The sequence below is a fragment of the Streptomyces sp. CGMCC 4.7035 genome, assembly GCF_031583065.1.
Lineage (GTDB): Bacteria > Actinomycetota > Actinomycetes > Streptomycetales > Streptomycetaceae > Streptomyces > Streptomyces yaanensis.
The window spans coordinates 3,841,743-3,868,376 of the sequence record NZ_CP134053.1 but is presented as its reverse complement, the minus strand read 5'-3'; the positions used below and the strand labels follow the sequence as shown (position 1 = coordinate 3,868,376).

The 26,634-nt window shown below is 72.0% G+C and carries 23 protein-coding genes and 3 pseudogenes; 14 read left to right on the top strand and 12 right to left on the bottom strand.

Annotation, left to right across the window (positions count from 1 at the left end; translation table 11 throughout):
• Positions 1-244 precede the first annotated feature (244 nt).
• Positions 245-850 carry an Rv1733c family protein gene (locus Q2K21_RS16550; protein ID WP_310771473.1) on the top strand — a complete coding sequence of 202 codons (606 nt, stop codon included), beginning with the start codon at positions 245-247 and terminating at the stop codon, positions 848-850.
• A 124-nt stretch (positions 851-974) separates the two neighbouring features.
• The gene (locus Q2K21_RS16545) at positions 975-3,416 is read left to right on the top strand and encodes a right-handed parallel beta-helix repeat-containing protein (protein ID WP_310771471.1); all 2,442 of its coding nucleotides are present in this window, start codon (positions 975-977) and stop codon (positions 3,414-3,416) included.
• A gap of 207 nt (positions 3,417-3,623) precedes the next feature.
• Here Q2K21_RS16545 and Q2K21_RS16540 read toward each other — a convergent pair whose 3' ends face one another.
• Positions 3,624-5,990 (bottom strand): hypothetical protein, encoded by a 2,367-nt coding sequence (locus tag Q2K21_RS16540; RefSeq protein ID WP_386275554.1) that lies wholly within the window; start codon positions 5,988-5,990, stop codon positions 3,624-3,626.
• A 278-nt stretch (positions 5,991-6,268) separates the two neighbouring features.
• On the opposite strand from Q2K21_RS16540, the gene Q2K21_RS16535 reads away from it, so the two are divergent.
• Both Q2K21_RS16535 and Q2K21_RS16530 read left to right on the top strand, forming a co-directional pair.
• The gene (locus tag Q2K21_RS16535; protein WP_310771469.1) at positions 6,269-7,099 is read left to right on the top strand and encodes a DeoR/GlpR family DNA-binding transcription regulator; all 831 of its coding nucleotides are present in this window, start codon (positions 6,269-6,271) and stop codon (positions 7,097-7,099) included.
• Between the two features lie 97 nt (positions 7,100-7,196).
• Positions 7,197-7,676 carry an SRPBCC family protein gene (locus Q2K21_RS16530; protein WP_310771467.1) on the top strand — a complete coding sequence of 160 codons (480 nt, stop codon included), beginning with the start codon at positions 7,197-7,199 and terminating at the stop codon, positions 7,674-7,676.
• Positions 7,677-7,688: 12 nt separating this feature from the next.
• Here Q2K21_RS16530 and Q2K21_RS16525 read toward each other — a convergent pair whose 3' ends face one another.
• A complete protein-coding gene (locus tag Q2K21_RS16525; RefSeq protein ID WP_310781028.1) occupies positions 7,689-8,798 on the bottom strand; it encodes a PLP-dependent cysteine synthase family protein in 1,110 nt (369 codons plus the stop codon).
• A 408-nt stretch (positions 8,799-9,206) separates the two neighbouring features.
• Between Q2K21_RS16525 and Q2K21_RS16520 the strand changes: the two genes are divergently transcribed.
• Both Q2K21_RS16520 and Q2K21_RS16515 read left to right on the top strand, forming a co-directional pair.
• Entirely contained in the window at positions 9,207-9,530 is a 324-nt protein-coding gene (locus Q2K21_RS16520; RefSeq protein WP_310771465.1) for a hypothetical protein, read from the top strand.
• 246 nt (positions 9,531-9,776) lie between these two features.
• A complete protein-coding gene (locus tag Q2K21_RS16515) occupies positions 9,777-10,301 on the top strand; it encodes an ATP-binding protein (protein ID WP_310771463.1) in 525 nt (174 codons plus the stop codon).
• Positions 10,302-10,355: 54 nt separating this feature from the next.
• Here Q2K21_RS16515 and Q2K21_RS16510 read toward each other — a convergent pair.
• From Q2K21_RS16510 to Q2K21_RS16500, 3 genes and pseudogenes are all read right to left on the bottom strand, one after another.
• Positions 10,356-10,879, bottom strand: a pseudogene (locus Q2K21_RS16510) (ABC transporter permease); the annotation flags it as partial.
• 8 nt (positions 10,880-10,887) lie between these two features.
• A pseudogene (locus Q2K21_RS16505) lies at positions 10,888-11,034 on the bottom strand (ABC transporter ATP-binding protein); the annotation flags it as partial.
• A 17-nt stretch (positions 11,035-11,051) separates the two neighbouring features.
• Positions 11,052-11,342 (bottom strand): SHOCT domain-containing protein, encoded by a 291-nt coding sequence (locus tag Q2K21_RS16500; RefSeq protein ID WP_310771461.1) that lies wholly within the window; start codon positions 11,340-11,342, stop codon positions 11,052-11,054.
• Between the two features lie 175 nt (positions 11,343-11,517).
• Between Q2K21_RS16500 and Q2K21_RS16495 the strand changes: the two genes are divergently transcribed.
• Positions 11,518-12,075 (top strand): TetR/AcrR family transcriptional regulator, encoded by a 558-nt coding sequence (locus tag Q2K21_RS16495; protein ID WP_310771459.1) that lies wholly within the window; start codon positions 11,518-11,520, stop codon positions 12,073-12,075.
• A gap of 47 nt (positions 12,076-12,122) precedes the next feature.
• Positions 12,123-12,526 (top strand): annotated as a pseudogene (locus Q2K21_RS16490) (DUF4865 family protein); the annotation flags it as partial.
• Between the two features lie 275 nt (positions 12,527-12,801).
• Here Q2K21_RS16490 and Q2K21_RS16485 read toward each other — a convergent pair.
• Positions 12,802-14,040: an ROK family protein gene (locus Q2K21_RS16485; RefSeq protein ID WP_310771457.1), complete on the bottom strand. Its 1,239-nt coding sequence runs from the start codon at positions 14,038-14,040 to the stop codon at positions 12,802-12,804.
• Positions 14,037-14,726 (bottom strand): alpha-ketoglutarate-dependent dioxygenase AlkB family protein, encoded by a 690-nt coding sequence (locus tag Q2K21_RS16480; RefSeq protein WP_310771455.1) that lies wholly within the window; start codon positions 14,724-14,726, stop codon positions 14,037-14,039. Before Q2K21_RS16480 ends, Q2K21_RS16485 begins: the two co-directional genes overlap by 4 nt.
• 93 nt (positions 14,727-14,819) lie before the next feature.
• Here Q2K21_RS16480 and Q2K21_RS16475 point away from each other — a divergent pair, with 93 nt between their 5' ends.
• The gene (locus tag Q2K21_RS16475) at positions 14,820-15,962 is read left to right on the top strand and encodes a methyltransferase (RefSeq protein ID WP_310771453.1); all 1,143 of its coding nucleotides are present in this window, start codon (positions 14,820-14,822) and stop codon (positions 15,960-15,962) included.
• Between the two features lie 268 nt (positions 15,963-16,230).
• Here Q2K21_RS16475 and Q2K21_RS16470 read toward each other — a convergent pair whose 3' ends face one another.
• Together Q2K21_RS16470 and Q2K21_RS16465 are read right to left on the bottom strand one after the other, a co-directional pair.
• Entirely contained in the window at positions 16,231-17,100 is an 870-nt protein-coding gene (locus tag Q2K21_RS16470; protein ID WP_310771452.1) for a class II fructose-bisphosphate aldolase, read from the bottom strand.
• 12 nt (positions 17,101-17,112) lie between these two features.
• Positions 17,113-18,015 (bottom strand): SIS domain-containing protein, encoded by a 903-nt coding sequence (locus Q2K21_RS16465; protein ID WP_310771450.1) that lies wholly within the window; start codon positions 18,013-18,015, stop codon positions 17,113-17,115.
• Between the two features lie 157 nt (positions 18,016-18,172).
• Between Q2K21_RS16465 and Q2K21_RS16460 the strand changes: the two genes are divergently transcribed.
• Positions 18,173-18,952 carry a DeoR/GlpR family DNA-binding transcription regulator gene (locus tag Q2K21_RS16460; RefSeq protein ID WP_310771448.1) on the top strand — a complete coding sequence of 260 codons (780 nt, stop codon included), beginning with the start codon at positions 18,173-18,175 and terminating at the stop codon, positions 18,950-18,952.
• A 217-nt stretch (positions 18,953-19,169) separates the two neighbouring features.
• Positions 19,170-21,005 (top strand): glycoside hydrolase family 15 protein, encoded by a 1,836-nt coding sequence (locus Q2K21_RS16455; protein WP_310771446.1) that lies wholly within the window; start codon positions 19,170-19,172, stop codon positions 21,003-21,005.
• Between the two features lie 129 nt (positions 21,006-21,134).
• Here Q2K21_RS16455 and Q2K21_RS16450 read toward each other — a convergent pair whose 3' ends face one another.
• Entirely contained in the window at positions 21,135-21,683 is a 549-nt protein-coding gene (locus Q2K21_RS16450; RefSeq protein WP_310771444.1) for an AMIN-like domain-containing (lipo)protein, read from the bottom strand.
• Between the two features lie 238 nt (positions 21,684-21,921).
• On the opposite strand from Q2K21_RS16450, the gene Q2K21_RS16445 reads away from it, so the two are divergent.
• The 3 genes from Q2K21_RS16445 to Q2K21_RS16435 all read left to right on the top strand — a co-directional run bounded on the left by Q2K21_RS16445 (position 21,922) and on the right by Q2K21_RS16435 (position 24,630).
• Complete coding sequence (locus Q2K21_RS16445; protein ID WP_310771441.1) at positions 21,922-22,662, top strand: maleylpyruvate isomerase family mycothiol-dependent enzyme; 741 nt, start codon at positions 21,922-21,924, stop codon at positions 22,660-22,662.
• 103 nt (positions 22,663-22,765) lie between these two features.
• Positions 22,766-24,247: an MFS transporter gene (locus Q2K21_RS16440; RefSeq protein WP_310771439.1), complete on the top strand. Its 1,482-nt coding sequence runs from the start codon at positions 22,766-22,768 to the stop codon at positions 24,245-24,247.
• Positions 24,248-24,318: 71 nt separating this feature from the next.
• Positions 24,319-24,630: a DUF6332 family protein gene (locus Q2K21_RS16435; protein WP_310771437.1), complete on the top strand. Its 312-nt coding sequence runs from the start codon at positions 24,319-24,321 to the stop codon at positions 24,628-24,630.
• Here Q2K21_RS16435 and Q2K21_RS16430 read toward each other — a convergent pair.
• Together Q2K21_RS16430 and Q2K21_RS16425 are read right to left on the bottom strand one after the other, a co-directional pair.
• Positions 24,591-25,256 (bottom strand): response regulator transcription factor, encoded by a 666-nt coding sequence (locus Q2K21_RS16430; protein ID WP_310771435.1) that lies wholly within the window; start codon positions 25,254-25,256, stop codon positions 24,591-24,593. The genes Q2K21_RS16435 and Q2K21_RS16430 overlap by 40 nt on opposite strands.
• Positions 25,253-26,491, bottom strand: a complete 1,239-nt coding sequence (locus tag Q2K21_RS16425; protein ID WP_310771433.1) for a sensor histidine kinase — start codon at positions 26,489-26,491, stop codon at positions 25,253-25,255. Before Q2K21_RS16425 ends, Q2K21_RS16430 begins: the two co-directional genes overlap by 4 nt.
• Positions 26,492-26,634 lie beyond the last annotated feature (143 nt).

Genomic DNA, 26,634 nt, shown 5'->3' with positions numbered 1-26,634 from the left:
CTGGGATTCCCCCTCCGCCGGACTTTCAGGACTGGGCTCCTCCGGTTCGGATCCACCGAGAAAGATCCTCGATTCGCATGCCGGCGGGGAACCCGGGCCGCGGGCACGATCGTTGAGTCTGCGTGAGAACTTCATGAGAGGCCGGCGGGGCAGGAGAGGGGTGATTTCGCTCTCTCTTCCCCGGCCTCGCTCGTGAACGGCGGTCCATGGGGGTTATCACGGACGGGGAAGGGGGTGCGGGACGATGCGAGCTATCGGCGGTCTTTGGCGCTGGCGGCGCAATCCGCTGCGCCGCACGACCGATCTGGTCGAGTCCTGGGTGGCGCTCGTCGCCCTGCTGCTCATCCTCGCCGCCGCGCCCGTCGCCGGTGCCCTGACGGGTTCGGTGGCCCAGGACTCGCTACAGCGGTCCGTGCGGGACCAGCGGCAGACGCACCACCGGGTTTCGGCCACCGTCGTCAAGCAGCTCAACCACGGCCCGCTGGACCCGGATCCGGACAGCGCGTCGACGCGGGAGGCGCAAAGCCGCGTGCTCGCCGACTGGACAGCGCCGGACGGCACCGCGCAGCACGGCGAGATACTGTCCGACCTCAAGTCCCCGCACCAGGGGGACCACTTCGGCGTCTGGACCGACGGCCACGGCCGAATAACTGGCCGCCCGTTGGACAGCACCACCGCGACGACGCACGCCGTGCTGGCCGGTTTCGGTACGGCCATGCTGACCGTGGGACTCATAGAGGGCATCAGACGGCTGATCGTCTGGCGCATGGTCCGTCGCCGGTACGCGCGCTGGGACCAGGCCTGGGACAAGGCGGGCCCCGACTGGGGCCGGACCGGCACGGGCAGTTGACGGCCTTCCGGCTCCGGTCAGCCACCCACGTCCGCGCACGCTACGGTGGACCGGCCGGACTGTTCGGCTGTTCGGCATCTTCGCGAGAACCCGCGTGAGTACGAGGTGGGGGCACAGCAGCGCCATGGCACAGGGCACGGTCCAGGTGACGCACACCGGCACATCGCGGTGGCGGCGCCGCACGGGTGAGTACGCGTCGCTTGCCGCCGCCCTGGAGGCCGCGGGCGACGGAGACGTACTCACCGTCGCTCCCGGCACCTACCGGGAGAACCTCGTCGTCCAGCGGGCGGTGACGCTGCGCGGACCCGAGGGCTCCGCCGGCTCCGTGCGCATCGCGCCGGTGGACGGCGTACCGCTGACCGTGCGGGCCTCCGCCGTGGTCCAGGACCTGCACGTCGAGGGCCAGGACGCGGCCGCGCCGGCCCTGCTCGTCGAGGAGGGCACACCGGAGCTGGTGAACGTGCGGATCACGACCCGGTCCGCGGCCGGTATCGAGGTCCGCGGCAGCGCGCGCCCCACGGTGCGGCGGTGCACGGTCGACAACCCGGCCGGTATCGGCATCGCCGTCGTCGACGGCGGCGGCGGGGTGTTCGAGGAGTGCGAGGTCGTGGCGGCGTCCCAGTCCGGCGTCGCGGTCCGCGGCGGGGGGCAACCGCGGCTGGAGCGCTGCCGGGTGCACCACACCTCGGGCGCGGGCCTGTCCGTGACCGGTGAGAACTCCTCGCTGGAGGCCGTCGGTTGCGAGGTGTACGAGGTTCGCGGCTCCGGTGTGCAGGTCACCGCCCGCGCCACGGCGCACCTGACGGACTGCGATGTCCACCGCACCACCGCGGACGGCGTCACGCTCGACATGGACGCGGTGCTCACGCTCGCCGACTGCCGCATCCACGACATCCCGGAGAACGCGGTCGACCTGCGTTCCCGCTCGGTGCTCACGCTGACCCGCACGACGGTGCGGCAGTTCGGGCGCAACGGCCTGTCGGTATGGGACCCGGGCACCCGCGTGGACGCCAACCAGTGCGAGATCTTCGACAGCACCGGCGACTACCCGGCGGTGTGGGTCAGCGACGGCGCCACCGCCGTACTCGACTCGTGCCGGGTGCACGACGTACCGGACGCCCTGTTCGTCCTCGACCGCGGCTCGCGCGCCGACGTCGTGGACAGCGACCTCACGCAGGTGCGCAACACGGCGGTGTCGGTGAGCGACGGCGCCACCGCGCAACTGGACGACTGCCGAATCCGTGACGCGGCGACGGGCGCCTGGTTCCGGGACCACGGCAGCGGCGGCACGCTGTCCGGATGCACCATCGACGGCACCCAGACGGGTGTCATCGTCACCAAGGGCGCCGATCCCACCATCGAGCGCTGCACGGTGACTTCACCGGCGGAGGCGGGCTTCTACGTCTCCGCGGGCGGTCGGGGCAGCTTTCTGAACTGCCGGGTCACGGGCAGCGGCGGCTACGGCTTCCATGTGATCGACGGCTGCCGTTCCACCCTGAGGAAATGCCGCACGGAGCGGTGTGCGCGCGGGGGCTACGAGTTCGCGGACGGCGGCCCGAGCGCGCCCGGTGGCGGCGGTGCCGTCGTGGAGGACTGCACCAGCGACGAGAGCGCCGGGCTGCGGCCCGCGGTGGCCCAGGAGACCGCCATACAGACGGCGAGCCAGTCCCCCGGCCTGCTCGGCGCCATCCCCGGTCAGCGCAGCACCGAGCAGGAACCCGTCATCATGGCCGCGCCGGAGCCCGAGAAGGCCGCGCGCACGTCGAAGGCAGTGCTCGGGGAACTCGACGCGCTGGTGGGCCTGGAGAGCGTCAAGCGTGAGGTACGGGCACTCACGGACATGATCGAGGTGGGGCGCCGTCGGCAGCAGGCCGGCCTGAAGGCGGCGTCCGTGCGGCGGCATCTGGTGTTCACGGGCTCCCCCGGCACCGGCAAGACCACGGTCGCCCGGCTGTACGGCGAGATCCTGGCCTCGCTCGGTGTGCTGGAGAAGGGTCATCTCGTGGAGGTGTCCCGGGTCGACCTGGTCGGCGAGCACATCGGATCCACCGCCATCCGCACCCAGGAGGCCTTCGACCGCGCGCGCGGCGGAGTGCTGTTCATCGACGAGGCGTACGCGCTGTCGCCGGAGGACTCCGGGCGCGACTTCGGGCGTGAGGCGATCGACACGCTGGTGAAGCTGATGGAGGATCACCGGGACGCGGTCGTGGTGATCGTCGCGGGCTACACGGCCGAGATGGAGCGGTTCCTGTCGGTCAATCCCGGTGTGGCGTCCCGCTTCTCACGGACCATCACCTTCGGCGACTATGGTCCCGAGGAGCTGCTGCGGATCGTCGAACAGCAGGCCGAGGAGCATGAGTACCGGTTGGGTTCGGGGACCGCCGAGGCGCTCCTGAAGTACTTCACGGCGATCCCGAAGGGGCCGACGTTCGGCAACGGCCGCACCGCGCGCCAGACCTTCGAGGCGATGGTGGAACGGCACGCGAGCCGGGTCGCCCAGCTGGAGGAGCCGAGCACGGACGAGCTGACCCTCCTCTACTCGGAGGACCTGCCGGAGCTGCCCTGATCGGCACCCCCGGGATCCGCGCCCCCGGCCGGCGGCGGGCTTCCGTCACCGCACCCGTCGAGCGACCCTGAAGTCCTGCCGCCGAGCCCGTCGACCGACCCGGAAAGCCCGCCACCGAGCCCGTCGACCATCCCGGAAAGCCCGCCACCGAGCCCGTCGACCGCTGAAGTACTGCCACCGCGCCCGTCGCCTACCACAGAAGGCCCGCTATCCGGCCTCGTCGCCCGACCGGGAGGGCCCGTCCCCGGGTCGCGGTCCCGGCAGCGTCGGCCGCAGTCGCACCAGCAGGCGCTCGCGTTCCTCGGCGAAGGCCGGGTCGGCCTGGTAGTCGCCGTGTCCGAGGATCGGCGCGGGCAGCGGGTGCTCCTTGGTGCGGCCGTACGCGAGCGGGTCCTTGAGCGGTGCGCGGTCCACCTGCGGACCGTACTCGCCGGGCAGCCGTATCGGGCCGCCGATCGGGTCGGTGAGGCGGTAGAGATTGCGCCAGCAGGCGACCTCACGGTGCAGGGAGCTGAGCGCGGCGGGGCCGAAGTACGCCGGGAACCAACGCCCGTACAGCCGCTCCAGCGGTGAGCCGTACGTCAGGAGGCCCACCCGCCTGCGGACGGAGGGCTTGAGCTGCCAGGCCGCGGCCGCCGCCAGCACGCTGCCCTGGGAGTGGCCGGACAGGATGAGCCGTCCGCCCGTGGAACGCGTCCAGGTGGCCATGCGCCAGGTGAGGTCGGGCACGGCCCGCTCCGCATAGCAGGGCGGTGCGAAGGGATGGGCGGCGCGTGGCCAGAAAGTGCCGACGTCCCACAGGATGCCGATGGTGCGCCGCGCGGCGGCGTCCTTGTAGGCACGGCGCCCCCAGGTGACGAAGAGGAGGAAGCCGACGCCGATCAGCCAGGAGCCGAGCGCCTGCGCGGTGTCGGCAGCGCCCCGGAGCAAGGGCTCCGTGCCCCGCGCGGCCCGGGCAGGTGTGTCGTCGGTCGTGAAGGCCCCCACCAGGGCCGCCGCGCCCAGCAACAAGGTCACGGCGGACGTGATGCCGACGACGAGCGGAGCCCGGTCAGTGAGGGCGGCCATCGCACGGGTCCTCGCGATGCGCAGCGTGCGGGCGGTGTCCTTGGGCTCGCCCGGATAGTCGCGTTCGACCGTGGGTGTCTCGGCGCGGCGCAGCAGCCAGGTGCGCCGGGCCAGCCGGCCGACGAGGACGAACAGGACGAGCAACAGCGGAGGGATCACGGATGCCTGCCAGGTGAGCAGGACGGGCGGGCCGGCCATCGGGTGCCCGGGGCCGTCCAGCCAGTCGGCGACGCGCTGGGCCACGCCGCCGGACATCACACCGCCGAGCGCACAGGCCAGCATGGCGACGGCGGGTCCGGCCAGTCCGCGCATCGCGGTGCGGGTATCGGGGTGGGCACGGTAGAGAACATGGGCCACGACGCCGAGCGCGATGACGAGAAGGCCCTGTGCCAGGGCGAGCGCGCCGAACATCGCGTCGCCCGGCAGCCGGCCGGCCGACCGCCAGCCCGGGCGCGACCAGCAGGCGTACACCATGGTCAGGACGAGCAGGGCGAGCGCGCCCGCGGGCAGCCACCGCACCAGCGTGCGGTCGAGCTCCTGGTCGAGCCGGTCCTCGGTGCGGCCCCGCCGGCACACCACCGCGACCACAACGACCGCCCCCACGAGGATAGTTGCCTCCAGCAGCCGGCTCGCCATCACGAGTGCGAGGGTGTCGTGGCGGCGGTCGTAGCGCAGGGCGGAGCCGCCGAGCGCGGCCGCGACGGTCAGGAAGCCCGCGGCGGTGTGCGCGGCGCGCAGCCGGGCCACCAGTCGGCGCCCGTACCAGAAGCCGGGACGGCCGAGCGCGGTGCGGTGGGACTCCTCGTCGGGTTCGGCGCGGTGCGAGATCGGCTGCTGTGACTCATACGCGCTCCAGGTGCGGTGCGACAGGTACCAGAGCAGGCCGGTGAGCGCGGCGGGCACCAGCGACGCGAGGGCCAGGCGCCGTCCCGGCCGGCTCCACCATCCGCCGTCGGAGGCTACGGGCGAGAGGAAGCCGAGCCACGAGTGGCGTCCGGCGCACGCGCGCGTGCCCGCGCACTGCCAGGCGGCCAGGTCCAGGGCGACCTCGCAGGCGGCGGCGACCAGCAGCACGGTCAGGGTGAGCCCGACCAGGCGGACGATCAGTCCGTACAGGCGGACGGTCCGCTGTCGGTGGATCGTCGTGGGGCGCATCCAGTGCGCGAGGTTGGCCACCATGAACGGCAGCAGCAACAGCCACAGGGCGCGGGCGGCGTTCCCGGAGGTGAGGTTGCACCAGACGTAGGCCTCGGGCACCGGTCGGCCGCGCTCGTCGCGGTGGTCGCGGTCGACGTCGGGACGCCTTTCCGCGTCGGCGTCGTCGGCGCGCCGGTAGACGGCGGCCGTCTCGTCACCGGTGACGCGGACCGTCCGGGGATCGCCCAGCATCTCCTCGGGAGTGGTGCCGCCGACTCCGTGGACCAGGAGCTCCAGGGCCGTCCCGACCGCGGCGGGCCCCCGCCCGGCATCGCCGCGCTCCCCCTCGTGTTCCCGTGCACGCTCCACTGTTCTGCACTTCCCCCGGCGTTGCGTACGGTGTGTCATGCGCAGGCAGATGATCTCCGCTGTCGCCGCTGCGCACACCTGTTGTCACGGAATCTCCCCGATACGGGTGACGGTGACGGACAGCGGATGGTGTTTTCTGAGGTACGGGGGGTGGCATTACTGGCGGCGACCCATGCAAGGATGGGACGTCCTCGGCACCGGTGGCGGGAGAATGGCCTTGTCGGAGCCGGTACGGACATCATTTCGGTAGAGATCGGACGAAAGGGAGCGGAGCGGACGTGAGCGAGAATCAGAACCTCCTCGCGGAGCAGCGCCGTGCCCTGATCCTGGACGAGGTGCGACGGCGCGGCGGCGTCCGCGTCAACGAGCTGACGCGCAAATTGGGCGTTTCCGACATGACGGTCCGCCGCGACCTGGATGCGCTGGCCCGCCAGGGCGTGTTGGAGAAGGTGCACGGCGGTGCGGTGCCGGTGGTGGAGGCGAGCACGCACGAGCCGGGGTTCGAGGCCAAGTCGGGTCTGGAACTGACGGCCAAGGAGGACATCGCGCAGGCGGCGGCCGAGTTGGTCGCGCCGGGCGCGGCGATCGCGCTGTCCGGGGGCACGACGACGTACGCCCTGGCCCACCACCTCCTCGACGTGCCGGATCTGACCGTCGTCACCAACTCGGTGCGCGTGGCCGACGTCTTCCACTCGGCGCAGCGCACCTCGGGCCAGCGGCAGGGTGCGGCCACGGTCGTGCTGACCGGCGGGGTGCGTACGCCGTCCGACTCGCTCGTGGGACCTGTGGCCGACCAGGCGATCGCCTCCCTCCACTTCGATGTGCTGTTCCTCGGTGTGCACGGGATATCGGTGGAGGCGGGCCTGTCGACGCCGAACCTGGCGGAGGCCGAGACCAACCGGCGGCTCGTGCAGTCCGCGCGGCGGGTCGTGGTGGTCGCCGACCACACCAAGTGGGGCACGGTGGGCCTGAGTTCGTTCGCCGCGCTGGAGCAGGTGGACACGCTGGTGACCGACTCGGGTCTGCCGGCCGAGGCCCGGGCGGAGATCTCGGAGCACCTCAGGCGCCTGGTGGTGGCCGGGGAGCCCGAGGGCGGTACAGACATCTGACGGCCCGCCAGCTATGGTGGCGCCGCCGGTGGTTGGGTGACACAGCCGGTCCGTCTGCTCGCGCTCGGGGCTCCATTTCCCGCAAGGGGGTTTGTCCATGGCACGCCGTCTGCGCCCGGTGGGACTCGACTTCACGCAGACCGCTCCCCTGCGGCTGGTGTTCGCGCGGGAGATCACCGCACCCCCGGACGCGGTCTTCCGGGCCCTCTCCGAGGACGTCCCCGGCTGGAGCGAGTGGTTCTCCGCTGTGACCTCCGCCCGGCCCGTCGACGAGGGCGCCGGGCGCGAGGTGCGTCTCACGGGCGGCACCCGCTTCCGGGAGACGGTCGTCGCGGCCAAGCCGGGCGAGGTGTACGCATACCGCGTCGACGAGACGAACGCACCCGGGATGCACGCCCTCCTGGAGGAGTGGCGGCTGACGCCGGCCGGTACGGGCACGCGGGTGCAGTGGACCTTCGCCGCCGACGGGACCGCGGTCTTCCGCCTCGCGCTGAAACTGGCCCGGACGGGCCTGGGGCGCGCGTTCCGCGGCGCGGTGACGGCGCTGGACCGGAGGCTGGCATCCCCGGGCGCGTGACGCCTCGTGCGCCTACTCCGGCCACACCCCGGTCGCCAGCAGTGACTCGATCGCCGCCGTGTACGGCGCGATGTCCAGCCCCTGGCCGGCAAGCCACGCGTCCGAGTAGTACTTGTCCAGGTAGCGGTCGCCCGGGTCGCACAGCAGGGTCACCACGCTGCCGGTACGCCCGTCGGCCACCATCTCGGCGACGATCTTCAGCGCGCTCCACAGGCCCGTGCCGGTCGAACCGCCCGCCTTGCGGCCGATGGCCCCCTCCAGCGCGCGTACGGCGGCGATGCTGGCCGCGTCCGGGACCTTCATCATCCGGTCGATGGCGCCGGGCACGAAGCTGGGCTCCATGCGGGGCCGGCCGATGCCCTCGATGCGCGAGCCGCAGTCACAGGTGACGTCCTCATCACCGGTCGTCCACCCCTCGAAGAAGCACGAGTTCTCCGGATCGGCGACGCAGACGCGGGTGTCGTACCCCATGTAGTGCACATACCGGGCGATGGTCGCCGACGTGCCGCCGGTGCCCGCCGTGGCGACGATCCAAGCGGGCTCCGGGAACCGCTCCAGCTCCAGTTGGCGGAAGACGGATTCGGCGATGTTGTTGTTGCCGCGCCAGTCCGTGGCCCGTTCCGCGTAGGTGAACTGGTCCATGTAATGGCCGCCGGTCTCCGTCGCGAGGGCGGCCGAGGCCTCGTACATCTTGCGCGAGTCGTCCACGAAGTGGCACCGCCCGCCGTGGAATTCGATGAGCCGGCACTTCTCGGCGCTCGTCGTGCGCGGCATGACCGCGATGAAGGGCACGCCGATGAGCTTGGCGAAATACGCCTCGGAGACGGCCGTCGAACCGCTGGACGCCTCGATCACCGGACGGCCCGGCCGGATCCAGCCGTTGCACAGGCCGTAGAGGAACAGGGAGCGGGCCAGGCGGTGCTTGAGGCTGCCGGTGGGGTGGGTCGACTCGTCCTTGAGGTAGAGGTCGATGCCCCAGTGCTCGGGCAGCGGGAAACGCAGCAGGTGGGTGTCGGCCGAGCGGTTGGCGTCGGCCTGGACCTTGCGGACGGCTTCTTTGAGCCAGGTCCGGTACTCGGCGTCGCTACGGTCGACGTCGAGGGTCTCGCCGGGGCTGATCATCTGGGGGGTGCTCACGGCGGGGCTCCTTACGGGGTGTACCGACGCAGGGTTCACGCGGTCGGACGCCTCGATGATAGGCATCTTTCGCACGCTTCTCACCTGCATAAACGCATCTTTGAGCAGCTCAAAGGCGCCCCTGGGGCAGGCGGCGGAAAACGGTGGGGGCGCATCCACGCGAGTGCGCCGGATACCCCGCGCGACCTCGCCATGCGCACTGGTGCAAGCCGCCGGGTGCGGGCAGACTGCACGGCAGGGGACGCCGATCGGTGCCGCCGGGCACCGCCGGGACACCGCCCCGTGCGGGGATGCACACTGGATCACGACCGAACCGGATCAACACCACGCCGGATCGCGACCCACGCCGGATCCGGGCCGGGCACAGCGGAACGCACAAGGGGGCGGGGCATCATGGCGGAGCCGGAGTTCACGGCCACAGGTGTGCGGATCGGGAAGGGGTTGCGGTCGCTCACCCGAGCCGGGCAGGTCCGGATCAGCGACGGCAGGCTGCGGTTGCTCACCAGTTACGGCAGCGAGATAGACAGCGCGCCGGTGCAGGCGGTACGCGCGTCGAAACCCTGGTTCGCCGCGGAGGACCGGGCGTTGGCCGACATCAACGGCACCCGCTACTCGCTGACCCTCGGCGAGCACGACCCCGCGCCCGGGCAGCCGGGGCCGCCGTCGGCTCGGCGGTTCATCGAGGCGGTCCGCAGGGCGGCCGGTCCCGGCCACTGAGCGTGACGCGAGTTGCAGGACGTCACCCGGTGCGTCACGCTGGTTTCACATCACTCTGGGTTTACCGGCGATAACGCTGAAGAACCAGCCCGCCGGTCACGACAGCGGGCGGCCCCCGTACGAAGCCGTTCCGCACCAGGCGGCCGGAGTACTCAGCCGCACAGCAGGCGGCATGTACGACCGGCCCTCCTGCTGGATCCGATCTCTGTCTTCTTCTTCCGGACCTCAATTCGGGGAGTCGCAGCCGTGATCAGCCAGCCAAGCAGGCACTGCACGGTGGAGCTCCAAGCCCTGCCGTCGCGGATCGGCCAGGTCCGCAGAATCGTATCGGCGCAGCTGCGCTACTGGCACCTGGATCCCTTGATAGAACGGGCCGCACTCGGTGTGACGGAGTTGTTGACGAACGTCCACCGGCATGCCCGGCCGGACAAGACGTGCACCGTGGAAATAGAGCTGTTGCTCGACCGGCTCACCGTCTCGGTGCACGACCACGACCCGCGTCTGCCGGAGCTGCGCGAGGCGGGCCCCTCCGCCACCAGCGGCCGCGGTCTCGCGATGGTCGCGGCGGTGGCCGACAGCTGGGGGGCGCGCCCGGACGGCGACTCGGGCAAGGTCGTCTGGTTCACGCTCCCGGCGCCGTCGTCAACCCTGACCCGCCCCGTACCGAGCCGCTCCCTCTACGACACCGCTCTTGAGGCGCCGGCCCGCACGCTCGCGGTCAACGACCGCAGGACGGAACACGCTCCCGCCCGGTCCGCCGTTGTCGGCTGACCGGGCGGTGACCCTCCCACCCGTACGTCCCTGAGGCGGGCCCAGCGCGGGTCGTTCCGCGGCGATGGCGCGCAGCACACCGAGGCGGGCCGCCCGCCGGGCCGGCCGCAGCACGGCGAGGGCTCCTGCCGCGAGCCCCACCGGCGCCACCACCGCGAGCCGGCCGGGCGGCACCGCGAAGGCGATGCAGTGTCGGACGCCCCGCCGGGGGCCCTGACCAGTACCCAGCCGAGGAACGCGCCCAGGGCCGGCCCACCCGTCGCGCCGAAGGCGGCCACGAGGACCGACTCCCAGCGGACCATGGCGCTGGGACCGCGCCTGGCCGACGGCCCGCAACAGGCCCAGTTCGCGGGTGCGTTCGTGGATCGCCGGCGTGAGGGGGTTGGCGATGCCGAGCAGGGCGATGAGCACCGCGAGCGCGAGCAGCGCGTAGACGAGGGTGAGCATCATGTCGATGGCCCCGGCCGAGGACTCGGCGTACTCGTCGCGGGGCCGCACCGGCGGATTCCCGTCTGCGCCGCGACCTTCGGCACGGCGGCCTTTCCCTCGGCCGCGCCCACGCCGGGCTTGAAGGAGAGGACGGCGTCGCGGTGAAGCGGCCGGGCGGAAAGCCGACGCTGACGCCGTCCAGGGCCCGTACGGCAATGTCGCCGCTGCCGTACACCTTGACGGCGTCGACGACCGCGGCGGTCGTCCAAGGGGCGGCGCCGGGCGTCTCGTCCGGGGCGGTGATGGGCTAGGAGCGGGAGCTCATGCCGCACCTCCCTTGCCCGTACGTCCGAACTGCTCGTCCAGGACGGAGAGCCGGCGCCAGTACTCGTCCTCGTCGATCTCACCGGAGGCGAAGCGGCGGCCGAGCACGGCGATCGGCGAGTCACCCGTGGGACGGCCGTCCACACCGCGCCACGGCATGCCACGGCCGCGCCCGGCGGTGCGGCGCAGGACGGTCACGACGCCGAACACGACGGCCGCCCAGAACAGCGGGAAGAACAAGATCCACGGGCCGGGACCGCCGTCCCAGTGATGGGCCAGGGTCTGCATCTCGGGTCATCTCCCTCGGTGGGTTGTGCGGTGATGCCTCGAGACTCGCCCCGGGAGGGGGTCCGGGTCGTCGTACGGCCAGCGGCAGTTCGCGTACCTCCCGGGGAGTAGGCGAGGGGCCGGCGGTTGCTCCCAAGACCTCGAATTCTGTACCTACTAGTATGTACAGTGCCGTATGAGCACCCCGGAGCGACTGATCGAGTCCACCCGCGAGCTGCTGTGGGAACGCGGCTACGTGGGCACCAGCCCCAAGGCGATCCTGGAGCGCGCGGGCGCCGGTCAAGGCAGCATGTACCACCACTTCAAGGGCAAGCCGGACCTGGCGCTGGCGGCGATCCGGCGGACGGCCGAGGAGCTGCGGGCTACCGCCGAGGGAGTACTCGACGGGCCGGGCACGCCCTACGACCGCATCAAGGCGTACCTCACCCGCGAGCGCGACGTGCTGCGCGGCTGCCCCGTCGGCCGTCTGACGATGGACCCCGACGTCATCGCAAGCGACGAACTGCGCGCGCCGGTCGACGAGACGCTCGACCGGATCCGTGAGCGGCTCGCCGGAATCGTCGAGGAGGGCAAGGAACAAGGCCAGTTCGCGCCCGGACTCGACGGCGAGGAGATCGCCGCGACCATCCTCGCGACGGTGCAGGGCGGCTACGTCCTGGCCCGCGCATCCGGTTCGCCGGCCGCCTTCGACACGGGGGTCCGGGGACTGCTCTCCCTGCTCGCGCCCCGATAGGACCGCACGACCACCGATGGGGAGGCGCACGTCGACCGCCAGGACCACACCTCTGGAACACCATGGAGGGCATGAACTCCTTCCTCTGGGGCGGCGCGTTCCAGGGACTCGCCGACGACTTCGGGCGGCCGGCGGTGCGCCAGTGGACAGGGCTGGCGTACGAGGACGGCGGCGCCGCCGCCCCCGCCGCGTTCGCCGTTCGGCGGCTTCGGCCGATCCCGGAGGGCTTGGGGCTGTCGGCCGTCATGGAGAACGCGGTGGGCGAGACCGGGCGGCTGGCGGCGCAGGACGGTGCGATGCTGGCGGCCGCCGCCGTGGACACAGCCGCTGGGAACTGGTCCACTTCTCGCTCTGGGAGCACGAGGTGCCCAAGGCCGAGGGAGACGTGTTCCAGGTGCTGCACATGTCGGCGCCGGGGCGGGGTGAGCTGCCACGGGGGCAGCAGTGGTGAGCACCGCCTGGTCGACGCGCACGCCCGCCGGATGATGATCGCGGCGGCCGAGGCCCACCACTCGACGGGCGCGCCCCTCGCCGTCCATCGGGAGCCGGGCACGGGCGCCACCACAATGCCAGAACCGGGCACCCGCGCCACCACGATGCCGGGACCGGGCACCCGCGCCACCGCTATGCCAGGACCGGGCGCGGGGAGCGTGCGGTTGAGGGCCTGGCGCGGCCCCCGCGATCCCCAGCCGACGACGCCGTTGAACGGCCCGGCCCGATCGACGCTCAGGCGAGCGCCGCCAGCGGGTCGTCCAGAACGGGCTGCCACGCCAGCTCGGCCGCCCCTACCAGGCTGTTGTGGTCGAGCGTGCAGGCGAGGATGGGGACCCCTCCGCTGCGGCCCCACAGGCTGCGGTCGGCGACGACGGCGCGCAGCCGCTCGGGGTCGGCGTCGAGCAGGGTGCGGTGCAGACCGCCGAGGATGATGCGGTCCGGGTTGAGGATGTTGACCAGCCCGGCGAGGCCGAGGCCCAGCCGGTCGATCAGCACCTCGACCGCGGTGCGGACGGCCGGGTCGGTCGCGCACTCCGTGCGGATGAGGTCGTTGGCCTGCTGGAGCTGCGAGACCTCGGGGCCGGCGTCGCGGCCGGCCGCGGCCAGGAGGGCGAGCGGGTCCGCCTCCACGTCCAGGCAGCCGCGGCTGCCGCAGTGGCAGGGGCGCCCCTCGGGGTTGACGGTGAGGTGCCCCACCTCCAGTGCGAGCCCCGAACTCCCGGTGTGCAGGCGCCCGTCGAGCACCAGCGCGCCACCCACGCCCCGGTGTCCGGTGGCCACGCACAGCAGGTCCCGGGAGCCGCGGCCCGCGCCGTGCCGGTGTTCGGCGAGGGCGGCGAGGTTGACGTCGTTGGCGGCGAAGGCGGGTCCCGTGATGCCCGCGGCACGCACGCGTTCGGCGAAGATCTCGCGGACGGGCGCACCCACGGGCCAGGCGAGGTGGAGGGGGTTGAGCGCGAGGCCCTCGGGTTCGGCGACCGCGGACGGCACGGCGAGCCCGGAGCCCACACAGCGCCGCCCGGTCTCGCGCAGCAGCTCGGCGCCCGCCTCGACCACCGAGTTGAGCACCTTCGCCGGGTCGGCGTCGACGGTCTCGCAACGGGGCGCGGTCGCGACGATCCGGCCGCCGAGCCCGACGAGCGCGACCCGGAAGCCGTCCGCGTGCACCTGGGTGGCGAGCGCGACGGGCCCGTCCTCGGCGACCTCGAGCCGGTGCGAGGGCCGGCCCTGTGAACCGGCGGGGGCACTGGGGTGCGCGTCGACCCGGATCAGACCCAGCGCCTCCAGCTCGGCGGCCACCGCTCCAGCGGTCGCCCGGGTGACGCCGAGTTCGGCGGTGAGCACGGCACGCGTAGGCGCACGTCCGGTGTGCACCAGCTCCAGAGCCGGACCGAGCGCGCCGCGCCCCCGGTCCAGTCGCGTCCGAGTGTTCCCTTCCCCTGCCGTCCGGGGACCCGCCTTGCCAGTCATGAGGGCGAGTCTCCCATGATCCGCTTCGGGCCCTGTCCGAAGCCGCCGACCCGCAGGGTGACGTTCAGCCGGCCCGTCAGACCCAGCCCGGGCGGCGCGGTCCCCGGGTGGACCCTCGGCACCCCGTGGTAGGCGAGCCGCGCCGGGCCGCCGAAGACGAACAGGTCTCCGCTGCGCAGCTCGACGTCCGTGTACGGGCGGGCCCGGGACCGGGTGTTGCCGAAACGGAAGACGCAGGAGTCGCCGAGGCTCAGCGACACCACCGGGGCGTCCGACTGCTCGTCGCTGTCGCGGTGCATGCCCATACGGGCATCCGCGTCATAGAAGTTGATCAGGGCGATGTCGTACGGCTCGGGCGGCGCCGCCCGCGGGCCGAGCGCCGCTTCGACCGCCTCGCGCCCCAGCGCGGCCAGCCAGTCCGGCAGCGGCTTCACGGGGGCGCCGTCGCCGTCGACGGCCGTGCGGGCGTATCCGTAGGGATACCAGTGCAGGCCGAGGCAGACCTGCCGCGACGTCATCGTGCCGCCGCCGGGGGTGCGCACGGTCCGCAGGCCCGCGGGCGGCCGGGCCCACTCCCGGCAGGCCTGAAGGAGCCGGCGCTGACCGTCCGCGTCCAGCCAGTCCGGCACATGGACCGCACCCGGCGCGACCTCCCTGCGGCTTCGCGGAAACAGCTCGCCGTCCATGGCCCCATCATCACGTATCCGGCTCGGCGGACGGCTGCGCACGCCACCGCCGGGACAGGGGCCGACCTGCGGCTCGGCTAGCCTGGACGCACGATGAACGACCGTATGACCACGCCCTGGGGCGAATACGCACTGGCCCGCTTTCCCGAGGACCCCCGCGACCGGCTGCGCGCCTGGGACGCCTCCGACGCGTATCTGCTGCGGCACCTGGCGGCGAGCGCCATCCCCCTCAGCGGCGCGGTCGTGGTCGTCGGTGATCGGTGGGGCGCGCTCACCACCGCGCTGGCCGCACACCGCCCGACGCAGATCACCGACTCGTTCCTGGCCCGCGAGGCGACGCGCGCGAATCTCGTACGCAACGGCGTCGACGCGGATGCCGTACGGCTGCTCACCACCCGGGACACGCCGCCCGGCCGTATCGACGTCCTGCTGGTCCGGGTCCCGAAGAGCCTCGCGCTGCTGGAGGACCAGCTGCACCGGCTGGCGCCCGGCGTGCACGAGGGGACCGTCGTCGTCGGCACGGGGATGGTCAAGGAGATCCACACCTCGACGCTGAAGCTGTTCGAGCGGATCCTCGGCCCGACCCGCACGTCGCTCGCCGAGCAGAAGGCCCGGCTCATCTTCTGCTCCCCGGACCCGGGGCTCGACCGGGGCGCCGACCCGTGGCCGTACCGCTATCGACTTCCCGACGACATCGGCCCGTTGTCGGGCCGTACCGTCACGAACCACGCGGGCGTCTTCTGCGCCGACCGGCTCGACGTCGGGACCCGGTTCTTCCTCCAGCACCTGCCGCACGGCCGGGGCGCCGCGCGGATCGTGGATCTGGGGTGCGGCAACGGAGTCGTCGGTCTGGCGGCCGCGCTGGACCGTCCCGAGGCCGAGGTGGTGTTCGTCGACGAGTCGTACCAGGCGGTGGCCTCCGCGGAGGCGAACTACCGGGACAACGCGAAGGGAACGGCGGAGTTCCGGGTGGGCGACGGCCTGGCCGGGGTGCCCGCCGCGAGCGTCGACCTCGTCCTCAACAACCCGCCGTTCCATTCCCACCAGGCGACGACGGACGCCACGGCCTGGCGGATGTTCACGGGGGCGCGGCGCGCTCTGCGGCCGGGCGGCGAGCTGTGGGTGATCGGCAACCGCCACCTGGGCTACCACGTGAAGCTGCGCCGTCTCTTCGGCAACAGCGAAGTGGTCGCGAGCGACGCGAAGTTCGTGGTCCTGAAGGCCGTCAAGAATTAGTGGTCCTGAAGGCCGTCACGAAGTAACGGACCAATGGGTGCCGCGCAGAGCGCGTGGGCAGGCGCCCGGTTCGCGGCGACACGCCGTGCCGAAGGCCTGCGGGTCCGACGCGCAGCAGCACGGTCCACAGCTCGGCGCGGGTGTGGTCGGGCAGCGCGGGCGCGGCGACGACCGCCGACAGGAACGGGCCGGCGAGCAGAGGGAGTTCGAGGCCGAACGGGGCGCAGCTGCCACGGCTCGGAGGCATGAGAAGGGCTACTTGGACGCGTCAACCGGTGAATGCGCGCCCGTCCCGGAGCACGGTGATGAGGTGGGCCACGGTCCGGGTCATGGCTTCCCGACCGGTACGCAGGTAGGTGCGCGGGTCGACCGTCCCGGGGTGGGCGGCGAGGTGGTCCCGGATCGCGCCGGTCATGGCGACGTTCAGGGCGGTGCCGATGTTGACCTTCGCGATGCCGCCCGCGACCGCGGCAGTGAGCTCGCCGTCCGGCAGTCCGGAGGAGCCGTGCAGCACGAGCGGGACGTCGAGCGCGGTGCTCAGCCGCTTGAGCAGGACGTGGTCGAGCGTGGCCGTGCGGGTGGTCATCGCATGCGTGCTGCCGACGGCGACGGCCAGGGCGTCGACCCCCGAATCGGCCACGAAGGCCGCGGCCTCACCCGGGTCGGTCCGGGCGCCCGGTGCGTGCGGATCGGGCGGCGGCTCGCCGTCCTTACCGCCGACCTGCCCCAACTCGGCCTCCAGCCACAGCCCTTGGGCATGCGCCCAGTCGGCGGCGGCGCGCGTGGCGGCGAGGTTCTCCTCGTACGGCAGCCTGGCCGCGTCGTACATCACGGAGCTGAACCCGGCGCCGGGCGCCTGCCGGAGCAGATCGTCGCTGTGGATGTGGTCGAGGTGCAGGGCGACGGGCACGGCGGCGCGCTCGGCGGTCGCGGCGGCGGCTCGGGCCAGCGGGAGCAGGCGTCCGTGGCGGAATCCGACGGCGTTCTCGCTGACTTGGAGGACGACGGGCGCCCCCACGGACTCGGCGCCCGCGATCACGGCCTCGACGTGCTCCAGGGTGATGACGTTGAACGCCGCGACGGCACCGCGCGCCGCGGTGGCGGCGGCGATCAGCTCACCGGTGGCTGCGAGGGGCACGACTCCTCCTTCTCACCGAGCACTCGAACCGGTCGCGGGGGTGAGGATCACCGAGCGGGTCAGATGGCGCGGCCGGTCGGGGTCGAGCCCGCGGGCGGCGGCCACGGCGACGGCGAGCCGCTGTACGCGGACGAGTTCGGCGAGTGGATCGAGGCCGCCCGCCACCCACAACCCGCCGGTCTCCCGCACCTGTTGGGCGAGGCCATCGGGTGCCTCGCCGAGCATCCAGGTGGCGGTTCCACGGGTGGTGACGCTGATGGGACCGTGCCGGTACTCCATCGCCGGATAGGCCTCCGTCCACGCCAGCGAGGCCTCGCGCATCTTCAGTCCGGCCTCGTGCGCGAGCCCGACGGTCCAGCCACGGCCGAGGAAGGTGAACTGCGTGCAGTCGACGATCCCTTCGGGCAGCGGGTTCCGCAACGCGGTACGGGCGTCGGCGACCACGGCATCCGTGTGAAGGCCCAGGTGGGCGCGGAGCAGGGTGAGCGCGGTGGTGGCGAACCGGGTCTGGACGACGGACCGTTCGTCGGCGAAGTCCAGCACGACCACCTCGTCGGCGGACTCCCGCACGGGTGTGCGCGGGTCGGCGGTGATCGCGGTGGTCCGGATCCGCCCCCGGAGCCGGGCGAGAACGTCGAGGACCTCGGTGGTGGTGCCGGACCGGGTGAGGGTGACCACCCGGTCGTACGCCCTCCCGTGCGGGAACTCGGAGGCGGCGAAGGCGTCCGTCTCACCGCGTCCGGCCCGCTCGCGCAGCACGGCGGCGGACTGCGCCATGAAGAACGAGGTCCCGCACCCGACGAACGCGACCCGCTCCCCGGCCGCCGGCAGGGCATCCCTGTGCGCCTCCGCGCTCGCGGCGGCGCGGATCCAGCACTCGGGCTGACTGGTCAGCTCGTCCTCGACATATGTCATGCCGTGTCCCTCCCGTCCTTCCCAGTGAAACCATCGATGCTCACTCTTGCAAGATAAAGGCGACTTTCAATCACAATCAAGCATCGGACGGGAGGGAATGGGCGAGCTTGGTGCGCTAGGGTCACCGGAAGAACGGGGAGAGGAACGGAGTACGCGGATGTCACGCGACGCCCGCTGGCAGGCGCTGCTGGAACTGCTCGTCGACCGGGGCCGACTGGATGTCGAGGAAGCGGCAGCGGAGCTGGAGGTGTCGGCCGCGACGATCCGCCGTGACTTCGACCAGCTCGCGGAGCAGCAGATGCTGGTGCGCACGCGGGGCGGCGCGGTGGTGCACGGCGTGTCGTACGAACTGCCGCTGCGCTACAAGACGGCCCGCCACGCCTCCGAGAAACAGCGCATCGCGAAGGCGGTGGCCGATCTGATCGCGCCCGGCGAGGCGGTCGGCCTCACCGGCGGCACGACCACGACGGAAGTGGCCCGGGCGCTCGCGGTGCGCGGCGACCTGGCATCGGGCTCCCCCGCGCTGACCGTCGTCACCAACGCGCTGAACATCGCCAACGAGCTGGCCGTACGTCCCCAGTTCAAGATCGTGGTGACGGGCGGGGTCGCGCGACCGCAGTCGTACGAGCTCATCGGGCCGCTCGCGGACGGCGTGCTCGGCCAGATCACCCTGGACGTGGCCGTGCTCGGCGTGGTCGCCCTCGACGTCACGCACGGCGCCGCCGCCCACGACGAGGCGGAGGCCGCGATCAATCGCCTGCTGTGCGAGCGCGCCGAGCGCGTGGTCGTCGCGGCGGACTCCAGCAAGCTGGGGCAGCGCGCGTTCGCCCGGATCTGCGCGGTGCAGTCGGTGGACACGCTGGTCACGGACACGGCCGCGGGGACGGAGACGGTGCGGCGGTTCGAGGAGGCGGGGGTACGGGTGGTCGCGGTCTGACGTGCGGGCGGAGGCGACGACGACGAAGGCGGCGACCACGACCACGGCGACGACGACGACAAAGGTGAAGGCGACGGCGAACTGGCGATCGAACTGCGCCGCCCGGGCACCGTGATCGCACGATGGACCCCCGGTCGCTCCCGTCGCCGTGCCCCCGCCTTCGCCTGCGCCTAAGCTGGGAGCTGCGGTGGCGCGCCGGGTGGTCAGGGAGGCTGCGATGGCCGAATCGCCGAAGGACCGGCACATACCCGGGGCCTCCCGGTATCTGCCGATCGCCGAGCACGGCCTGATCGGTGACCTCCGGAGCGTGGCCCTGGTCGGGACCAACGGCACCATCGACTGGTACTGCTGCTCGGCCTTCGACTCACCGAGCGTCTTCGCCTCCATCCTGGACGCGGAGCGGGGCGGTTCCTTCGAGCTCTGCGCGACCGTGCCGGCTCGGACCAAGCAGTTCTACTTCCCCGACACCAACGTCCTGATCACGAGGTTCTTCACCGAGGACGGGGTCGGCGAGGTGCAGGACTTCATGCCCATCGGCCCCGGGTCGGTCGAGACCGAACGCCACCGGCTGATCCGACGGGTCGTGTGCGTGCGCGGTTCCATACCGTTCCGGGTGAGGGTGGCACCGCGGTTCGACTACGGCGCCCGGTCGCACACCGTCCATCTCATCGGCGACGTGGCGGTCTTCGAGTCCGCCGGTCTGTCGCTGGCCCTGACCGCGACCATGCCCCTCGAAGGCGACGACGTCGACGTGTGGGCGGATTTCAAACTCGGCGAGGGCGAGTCGGCGGTGTTCGCGCTGGACCAGGTCGGTGACGCTCTGGCACCACGCATGTGCGCACGCGTCGAGGCGGAGCAGCAGTTCGCCACCACGGTGGCGTACTGGCGGCACTGGCTGTCCGCCTCACGCTACCGCGGCCGGTGGCGGGAGATGGTGCACCGCTCCGCCCTCACCCTGAAGCTGCTCACCTACGCGCCGACCGGCGCGATCGTCGCCGCGCCCACGACCAGCCTGCCCGAGCGGCTCGGCGGCGAACGCAACTGGGACTACCGCTACGTCTGGGTCCGCGACGCGGCCTTCTGTGTCTACGCCCTGCTGCGGCTGGGCTTCACCGGTGAGGCCGAGGCGTTCATGAAATTCGTGACGCGGCACATCACTCCGGGCGACGGCGGGCCGTCGGGTCCCCTGCAGATCATGTACGGGATCGACGGCCGGACGGACCTGCCCGAGCGGGAACTCGCCCACTTGGAGGGCCACCGGGGATCCGCGCCGGTACGGGTCGGCAACGCCGCCGCCGACCAGCTCCAACTCGACATCTACGGCGCGCTCATCGACTCGATCTATCTCTACGACAAGTGGGCGCAGCCCATCTCCAGCGACCAGTGGGACGACGTCTGCGAGCTGGTGGACTGGGTCTGCGACCACTGGGACCAGCCCGACGAGGGAGTCTGGGAGACCCGCGGCGGCCGCAAGAACTTCCTGTACTCGCGGCTGATGTGCTGGGTGGCGATCGAACGGGCCATCCGGATGGCAAACCGCCGCGGCCTGCCCGCCGACCTGGCCCGCTGGCAGCGGAGCCGGGACACGATCTACCGGCGGATCATGCAACGGGGCTGGTCGGAGACGCGCCAGGCCTTCGTCCAGCACGAGGACGGCGACGTGCTCGACGCGGCGGTGCTCATGATGCCGCTGGCCAAGTTCATCGCGCCCACCGATCCCAAGTGGCTCTCCACGCTGGACGCCCTCACCCACGACCTGGTGTCCGACTCACTCGTCTACCGCTACGACCCGCTGGCGAGCCCGGACGGACTGCGGGGCGACGAGGGAACGTTCTCCATCTGCTCGTTCTGGTACGTCGAGGCCCTGGTCCGCGCCGGCCGGCTCGACACGGCCAGGCTGGCCTTCGAGAAGATGCTCACTTACGCCAACCATCTGGGCCTGTACGCCGAGGAGATCAGCCACACCGGCGAGCAACAGGGAAACTTCCCGCAGGCGTTCACGCACCTGGCGCTGATAAGCGCCGCGTTCAACCTGGACCGGGCGCTGGGCTGACGGCCACACGCATGGCAATGCAGCCGCACGACCGCTGAGACTACGCTCCGGCCTGCCCGGGGATCGGAGTCCCGCCCGGCCCCGCACTCCGCGGGGCCGGGCGGCTTCGCCGCGGACGGCTGCCCGCGGTCAGGCACATCGGTCGGCGTGCCTGACGTCGAGGACGAAGCGCTCCGGGGAATGGACCTTGAAGGTGTTGTAGACGGGCTTGGTACGGAAAGCGGCTCCGAAGGTGACCACGCCCTCGAAGTCTCCGGTCAGGGCGAGACCCTTGAGCCCGGGCAGATCGATCTTCACCAACCGGGGCCCCCGGTAGACCGACTGACCTGCCTCGTTGTGCGCGGCGGCCGGAGAGAACTTGATCTCCAGGAAGTACTTCCCGGCGAGCGGGACCTTCTTCCCCGAGCCGTCGTAGCGCAGTTCCTTGACCGGTTTCACCGTTACGGGGGGCATGGTGCCCCGGACGTCGATGACGAGACGGTCATAGGAGCAGTGCCCGGCCCAGCGGGCGTTGACGATGAGTGCGGTTGCGGGGGTCTGCTGGGACGCCCCGGACTGCGGGGAGGCGGAGGCGGGAATCGTGGCGCCGACGGTGGCGGTGGCGGTGGCGGTGGCGGTGGCGGTGGCGGTGAGAAGGATGCCCGCGGCTATGGCTGTGCGGCGTGGATGGTGTCGCATGACGCCCCTCGGTTTTCCTGTAAGGGGACAGTGATTTCACTATGGGGGACATTCGGGCGAGTCACGCGGTTGCATCACTTATGCCTCGATTCTGTCCGTCGCTTCATCCGCCGGAGTCCCGCATCGTTGACGTGCACCGGGCAAGACGGCGTTCGGCGGCCCTGAGCACCCGGACGTGACGCGCGAGCCACGGCTCGCTCTTCCCTTCGACCGCACTCCATCCGGCACACTCACCCTCATGGAGACTGCCGAGTTCGTCCAGGCCCTGGACCGGGAGGGCCGCTTGCTGGCCGCGGCGGCCGAGGAGGCGGGCGCCGACGCGAAGGTGCCCACGTGTCCCGAGTGGCAGGTACGCGACCTGCTTGGGCACACGGGCATGGTGCACCGCTGGGCGGCGGCCTTCGTCGCCGAGGGGCGCACGTCGCACCACCCCGGCGGCGAACTGCCGGACCTCGACGGCGCCCAGCTCGTGGCCTGGTTCCGGGAAGGTCACCGGCATCTCGTCGACACCCTCTCCTCCGCCGCGCCCGACCTGCGGTGCTGGCACTTCCTGCCCGCGCCCTCGCCGCTCGCCTTCTGGGCCCGGCGGCAGGCGCACGAGACAGCCGTGCACCGGGTCGACGCGGAGTCGGCGCGCGGCGGCACGCCCACCGCGATCGGTGTGGACTTCGCGGTCGACGGCATCGACGAACTGCTGCGGGGCTTCCACGCCCGGCCCAAGAGCATGGTCCGCAGCGAGGATCCGCGGGTGCTGCGGGTGCAGGCGACGGATGCGGACGGCGCCGTGTGGACCGTACGGCTGTCGACCGAGCCGCCCGTGTCCGAGCGGGACGATGCCGGGGAGGCGGACTGCGAAGTGACCGGGCCGGCCGCGCGGCTGTATCTGGCGCTGTGGAACCGGCTGCCGTTCCCGACCGTGACCGGTGACGCCTCGGTCGCCGCCCTGTGGTGCGAGAAGTCCGCCGTCACCTGGAGCTGAGCCGGAAAACGCACGCGGCCGATCCGCCCCTCCGCGGAGTGTTTTGTTGCGCTCAAATTAAATGCGTTTGCATTGAATGCGCATGCATGCAATTCTCTGAGGCATGACCTCTCCGCTCACCACCCCCGCGCCCGAGGGACGCTGGACCCCCCGGCTGTGGGGCACCCTGCTGGTGCTCTGCGCCGCGATGTTCCTGGACGCGCTGGACGTGTCGATGGTCGGCGTCGCCCTGCCGTCCATCGGCTCCGACCTCCATCTGACGACGTCGACGCTGCAATGGGTCGTCAGCGGCTACATCCTGGGATACGGCGGGCTCCTCCTCCTCGGCGGACGCACCGCGGACCTGCTCGGCCGGCGCCAGGTCTTCCTGGTGGCCCTGGGTGTCTTCGCGCTCGCCTCGCTGCTCGGCGGGCTCGTCGACTCGGGCCCGCTGCTGATCGCCAGCCGGTTCATCAAGGGCCTGAGCGCCGCGTTCACCGCACCGGCCGGCCTGTCCATCATCACCACGACCTTCGCGGAGGGCCCGCTGCGCAACCGCGCCCTCTCCATCTACACCACCTGCGCGGCCACCGGCTTCTCCATGGGCCTGGTGCTGTCCGGACTGCTCACCGAGGCCAGCTGGCGCCTCACCATGCTGCTGCCCGCGCCCATCGCGCTGATCGCCCTGCTCGCCGGCCTGAAACTGCTGCCGCGCAGCGAACGCGAGAAGGACCACAACGGCTACGACATCCCCGGCGCCGTCCTCGGCACCACGTCGATGCTGCTGCTCGTCTTCACCGTCGTCCAGGCGCCGCACGTCGGCTGGGCCTCCGCCCGCACCCTGCTGTCCTTCCTCGCCGTCGCCGTGCTCCTGACCGTCTTCGTCCTCGTCGAACGCCGCTCGGCCGGTCCCCTGATCCGGCTCGGCGTGCTGCGCTCCGGCGGCCAGATCCGCGCCCAGCTCGGGGCGATGGCCTTCTTCGGGTCGTACGTCGGCTTCCAGTTCCTGGTCACGCTGTACATGCAGTCGCTCCTCGGCTGGTCGGCGCTGCACACGGCGCTCGCCTTCCTGCCCGCGGGCGCGCTGGTGGCCGTCTCCTCCACCAAGGTGGGCGCGATCGTCGACCGCTTCGGCACCCCCCGCCTGATCGCGGTGGGCTTCGCGCTGATGGCTCTCGGATACGCCCTCTTCCTGGGCGTCGACCTCGACCCCGTGTACGCGGCGGCCATCCTGCCGAGCATGCTGCTGATCGGCGCGGCCTGCGCGCTGGTCTTCCCCTCGCTCAACATCCAGGCCACGAACGGCGTCGAGGACCACGAGCAGGGCATGGTCTCCGGTCTGCTCAACACCTCGGTGCAGGTGGGCGGCGCGATCTTCCTGGCCGTGGTGACGGCGGTGGTGACGGCGAACGCACCCGCGCACGCCTCGCCGCAGGCCGTCCTCGACAGCTACCGGCCCGGTCTGATCGTGGTCACCGGCATCGCCCTCGCGGGCCTGCTGATCACGCTCACGGGACTGCGTACGCGTCGGACGCAGCGATCCATCGTGGTCGCCAAGTCCCTTCAGGAGGAGGTGGACGCGGCGCCGGCGGCGGTCCGCGACTAGGGGGACGCCTCCAGATGTGCGCCAGGCGGGGTTCCTTGCCCCGCCGGGCGCACGCCTGTTTGACTCGACGCATGGACAACCACGGGGGACGTTCGCTCGGCGGCCGCACGCGGCGTACTCAGGCCGAGCGGGACGCGATCACCATCGAGATCGGGTACGCCCTGTGCAGCGCGGCCTTCGCCGCCGCCCTGGTGTTCGGCGTCGTGGCGGGACCGGCTTTCGCCTTCGACCTGTCGGGCGGCACGCGGCGTGCGCTCGAAGGCTCGGGAGCCACGGTGGCCGTCGTGCTCTTCGTGGCACGCGTCGTCAGCGTGCTGGTCCGCTTCGGACGGGGCGGCGGAACTCAACCCAGCCAGCCCGGCCGTACCAGTCCCGACTCGTAGGCCAGCACGACGAGTTGGGCCCGGTCGCGGGCACCCAGCTTGACCATGGTACGGCTGACATGGGTCTTCGCCGTGAGCGGACTGACGACGAGGCGGCGGGCGATCTCGTCGTTGGACAGGCCGATGCCGACCAGGGCCATCACCTCCCGTTCCCGCTCGGTGAGCCGGCCGAGGGCGGCGCCGACCGCGGGCTCCTTGGAGCGGGCCGCGAACTCGGAGATCAGTCGCCGGGTCACGCTCGGTGAGAGCAGCGCGTCGCCGTCGACCACCTTCCGTACCGCGCGCAGGAGTTCGTCCGGCTCGGTGTCCTTGACGAGAAAGCCGGAGGCACCGGAACGGATCGCCTCGAAGACGTACTCGTCGAGCTCGAAGGTGGTCAGCATGACCACCTTCACGTCCTCCAGGTCCGGTTCCTCGGTGATGTGACGGGTCGCGGCAAGCCCGTCGACCAACGGCATGCGGATGTCCATCAGCACGACGTCGGGCCGTAGTTCGCGCACGCTGCGCAGCGCCTCCTCGCCGTCGGCCGCCTCGCCGGCCACCTCGATGTCGGGCTGGGCGTCGAGCAGTGCCTTGAAACCGGCTCTGACCAAAGACTGGTCGTCGGCGAGCAGTACGCGGATCACCGGTCCTCCTTGCGCTCGGGGGGCTCCTCGGACGACGCCTTCAGCGGCAGTACGGCGAACACCCGGAAACCGCCGTCGACGCGAGGTCCCGCCTCGATCGTGCCACCGAGCGCGGCGGCGCGCTCCCCCATCCCGGCGAGCCCGTTGCCGCTGCCGCCCGCGTCGGCGCCGGTCGCGGGCCCGTCGTCGTCGATACGCAGGCGCAGTACGCCCTTCCCGCTGTCGACGTGCACGCGCGCGTGCCGCGATCCCGAGTGCCGTACGACGTTGGTGAGCGCCTCCTGGACGATGCGGAACGCGGCGAGGTCGGTGCCCGGCGCGAGCTTCGGCGCGTCTCCTTCGACGGTGACCGTCAAACCCGCGCTCGCGGCCTGTTCGACGAGTTCCGGCAGCCGGTCGAGCCCAGGCGCGGGCGCGCGCGGCGCGTCACCGGGCGTGCGCAGCGTGTCGAGCACCTGGCGCACCTCCCCGAGCGCCTCCTTGCTGGCGGCCTTGATCGTGGTGAGCGCCGTGCGTGCCTGCTCCGGGTCGGAGTCGAGAAGCGCGAGGCCGACGCCCGCCTGGACGTTGATCACGGAAATGCTGTGGGCCAGGACGTCGTGGAGCTCACGGGCGATGCGCAACCGCTCCTCGTCGGCGCGCCGCCGCGCGGCCTGCGCCCGTTCGGCCCGCTCGCGGGCCCACTGCTCGCGCCGGACGCGCACCAGCTCCGCCATCGCCACGATCGCCAGCACCCATGCGGCGATGACCAGCTCCTGCCCCCAGGAGGCGGCCGAGTCCCCGGACGGTGGCAGCCATCGGTACAGCCAGTGCGACACGAGGACGTGCCCGGCCCAGAACATCCCGACGGCCGTCCACGCGGTCCCCCGGCGTCCGGCGACGAGAGCGCTGAAGCAACCGACCGCGACGGTGAAGAAGACCGGGCCGTAGGGGTATCCGGCGCCCAGGTACACCAGGGCGGCCGCGACCGTGACGAACACGACGGGCACGGGATGCCGCTGCCGCCACAGCAGCGCCCCCGAGGCGACGAGCAACAGCGCATAGGCGAAGACGTCGAGGTGCGCGCGGTCGGCCTGCTGGTTGTGGGCGGAAAAGCGCGTGCCGACGACCACGAAGAAGGTGAGCAGCAGGGTGGAGCGCCAGGGCAGGCGCGAGCCGCGGGGCTCGTCGTCCCAGCGGTTCCACCACGGCGGACCGTGCCACCGCCACGGGGCGTCTGTGCGCTGCTCCTCCATGAGGTTCACGCTAGACGGCCGCGGCCGCGCGGGACGTCAGCCGGGCGAGGTGATCACACGTACTCCCCGGGGAGTACGCGCGTGCGCGTGCGTCCGGGAGTACGTACGCCCCCATGCTCACCGCGCGGCCGAGTCGTCCATTC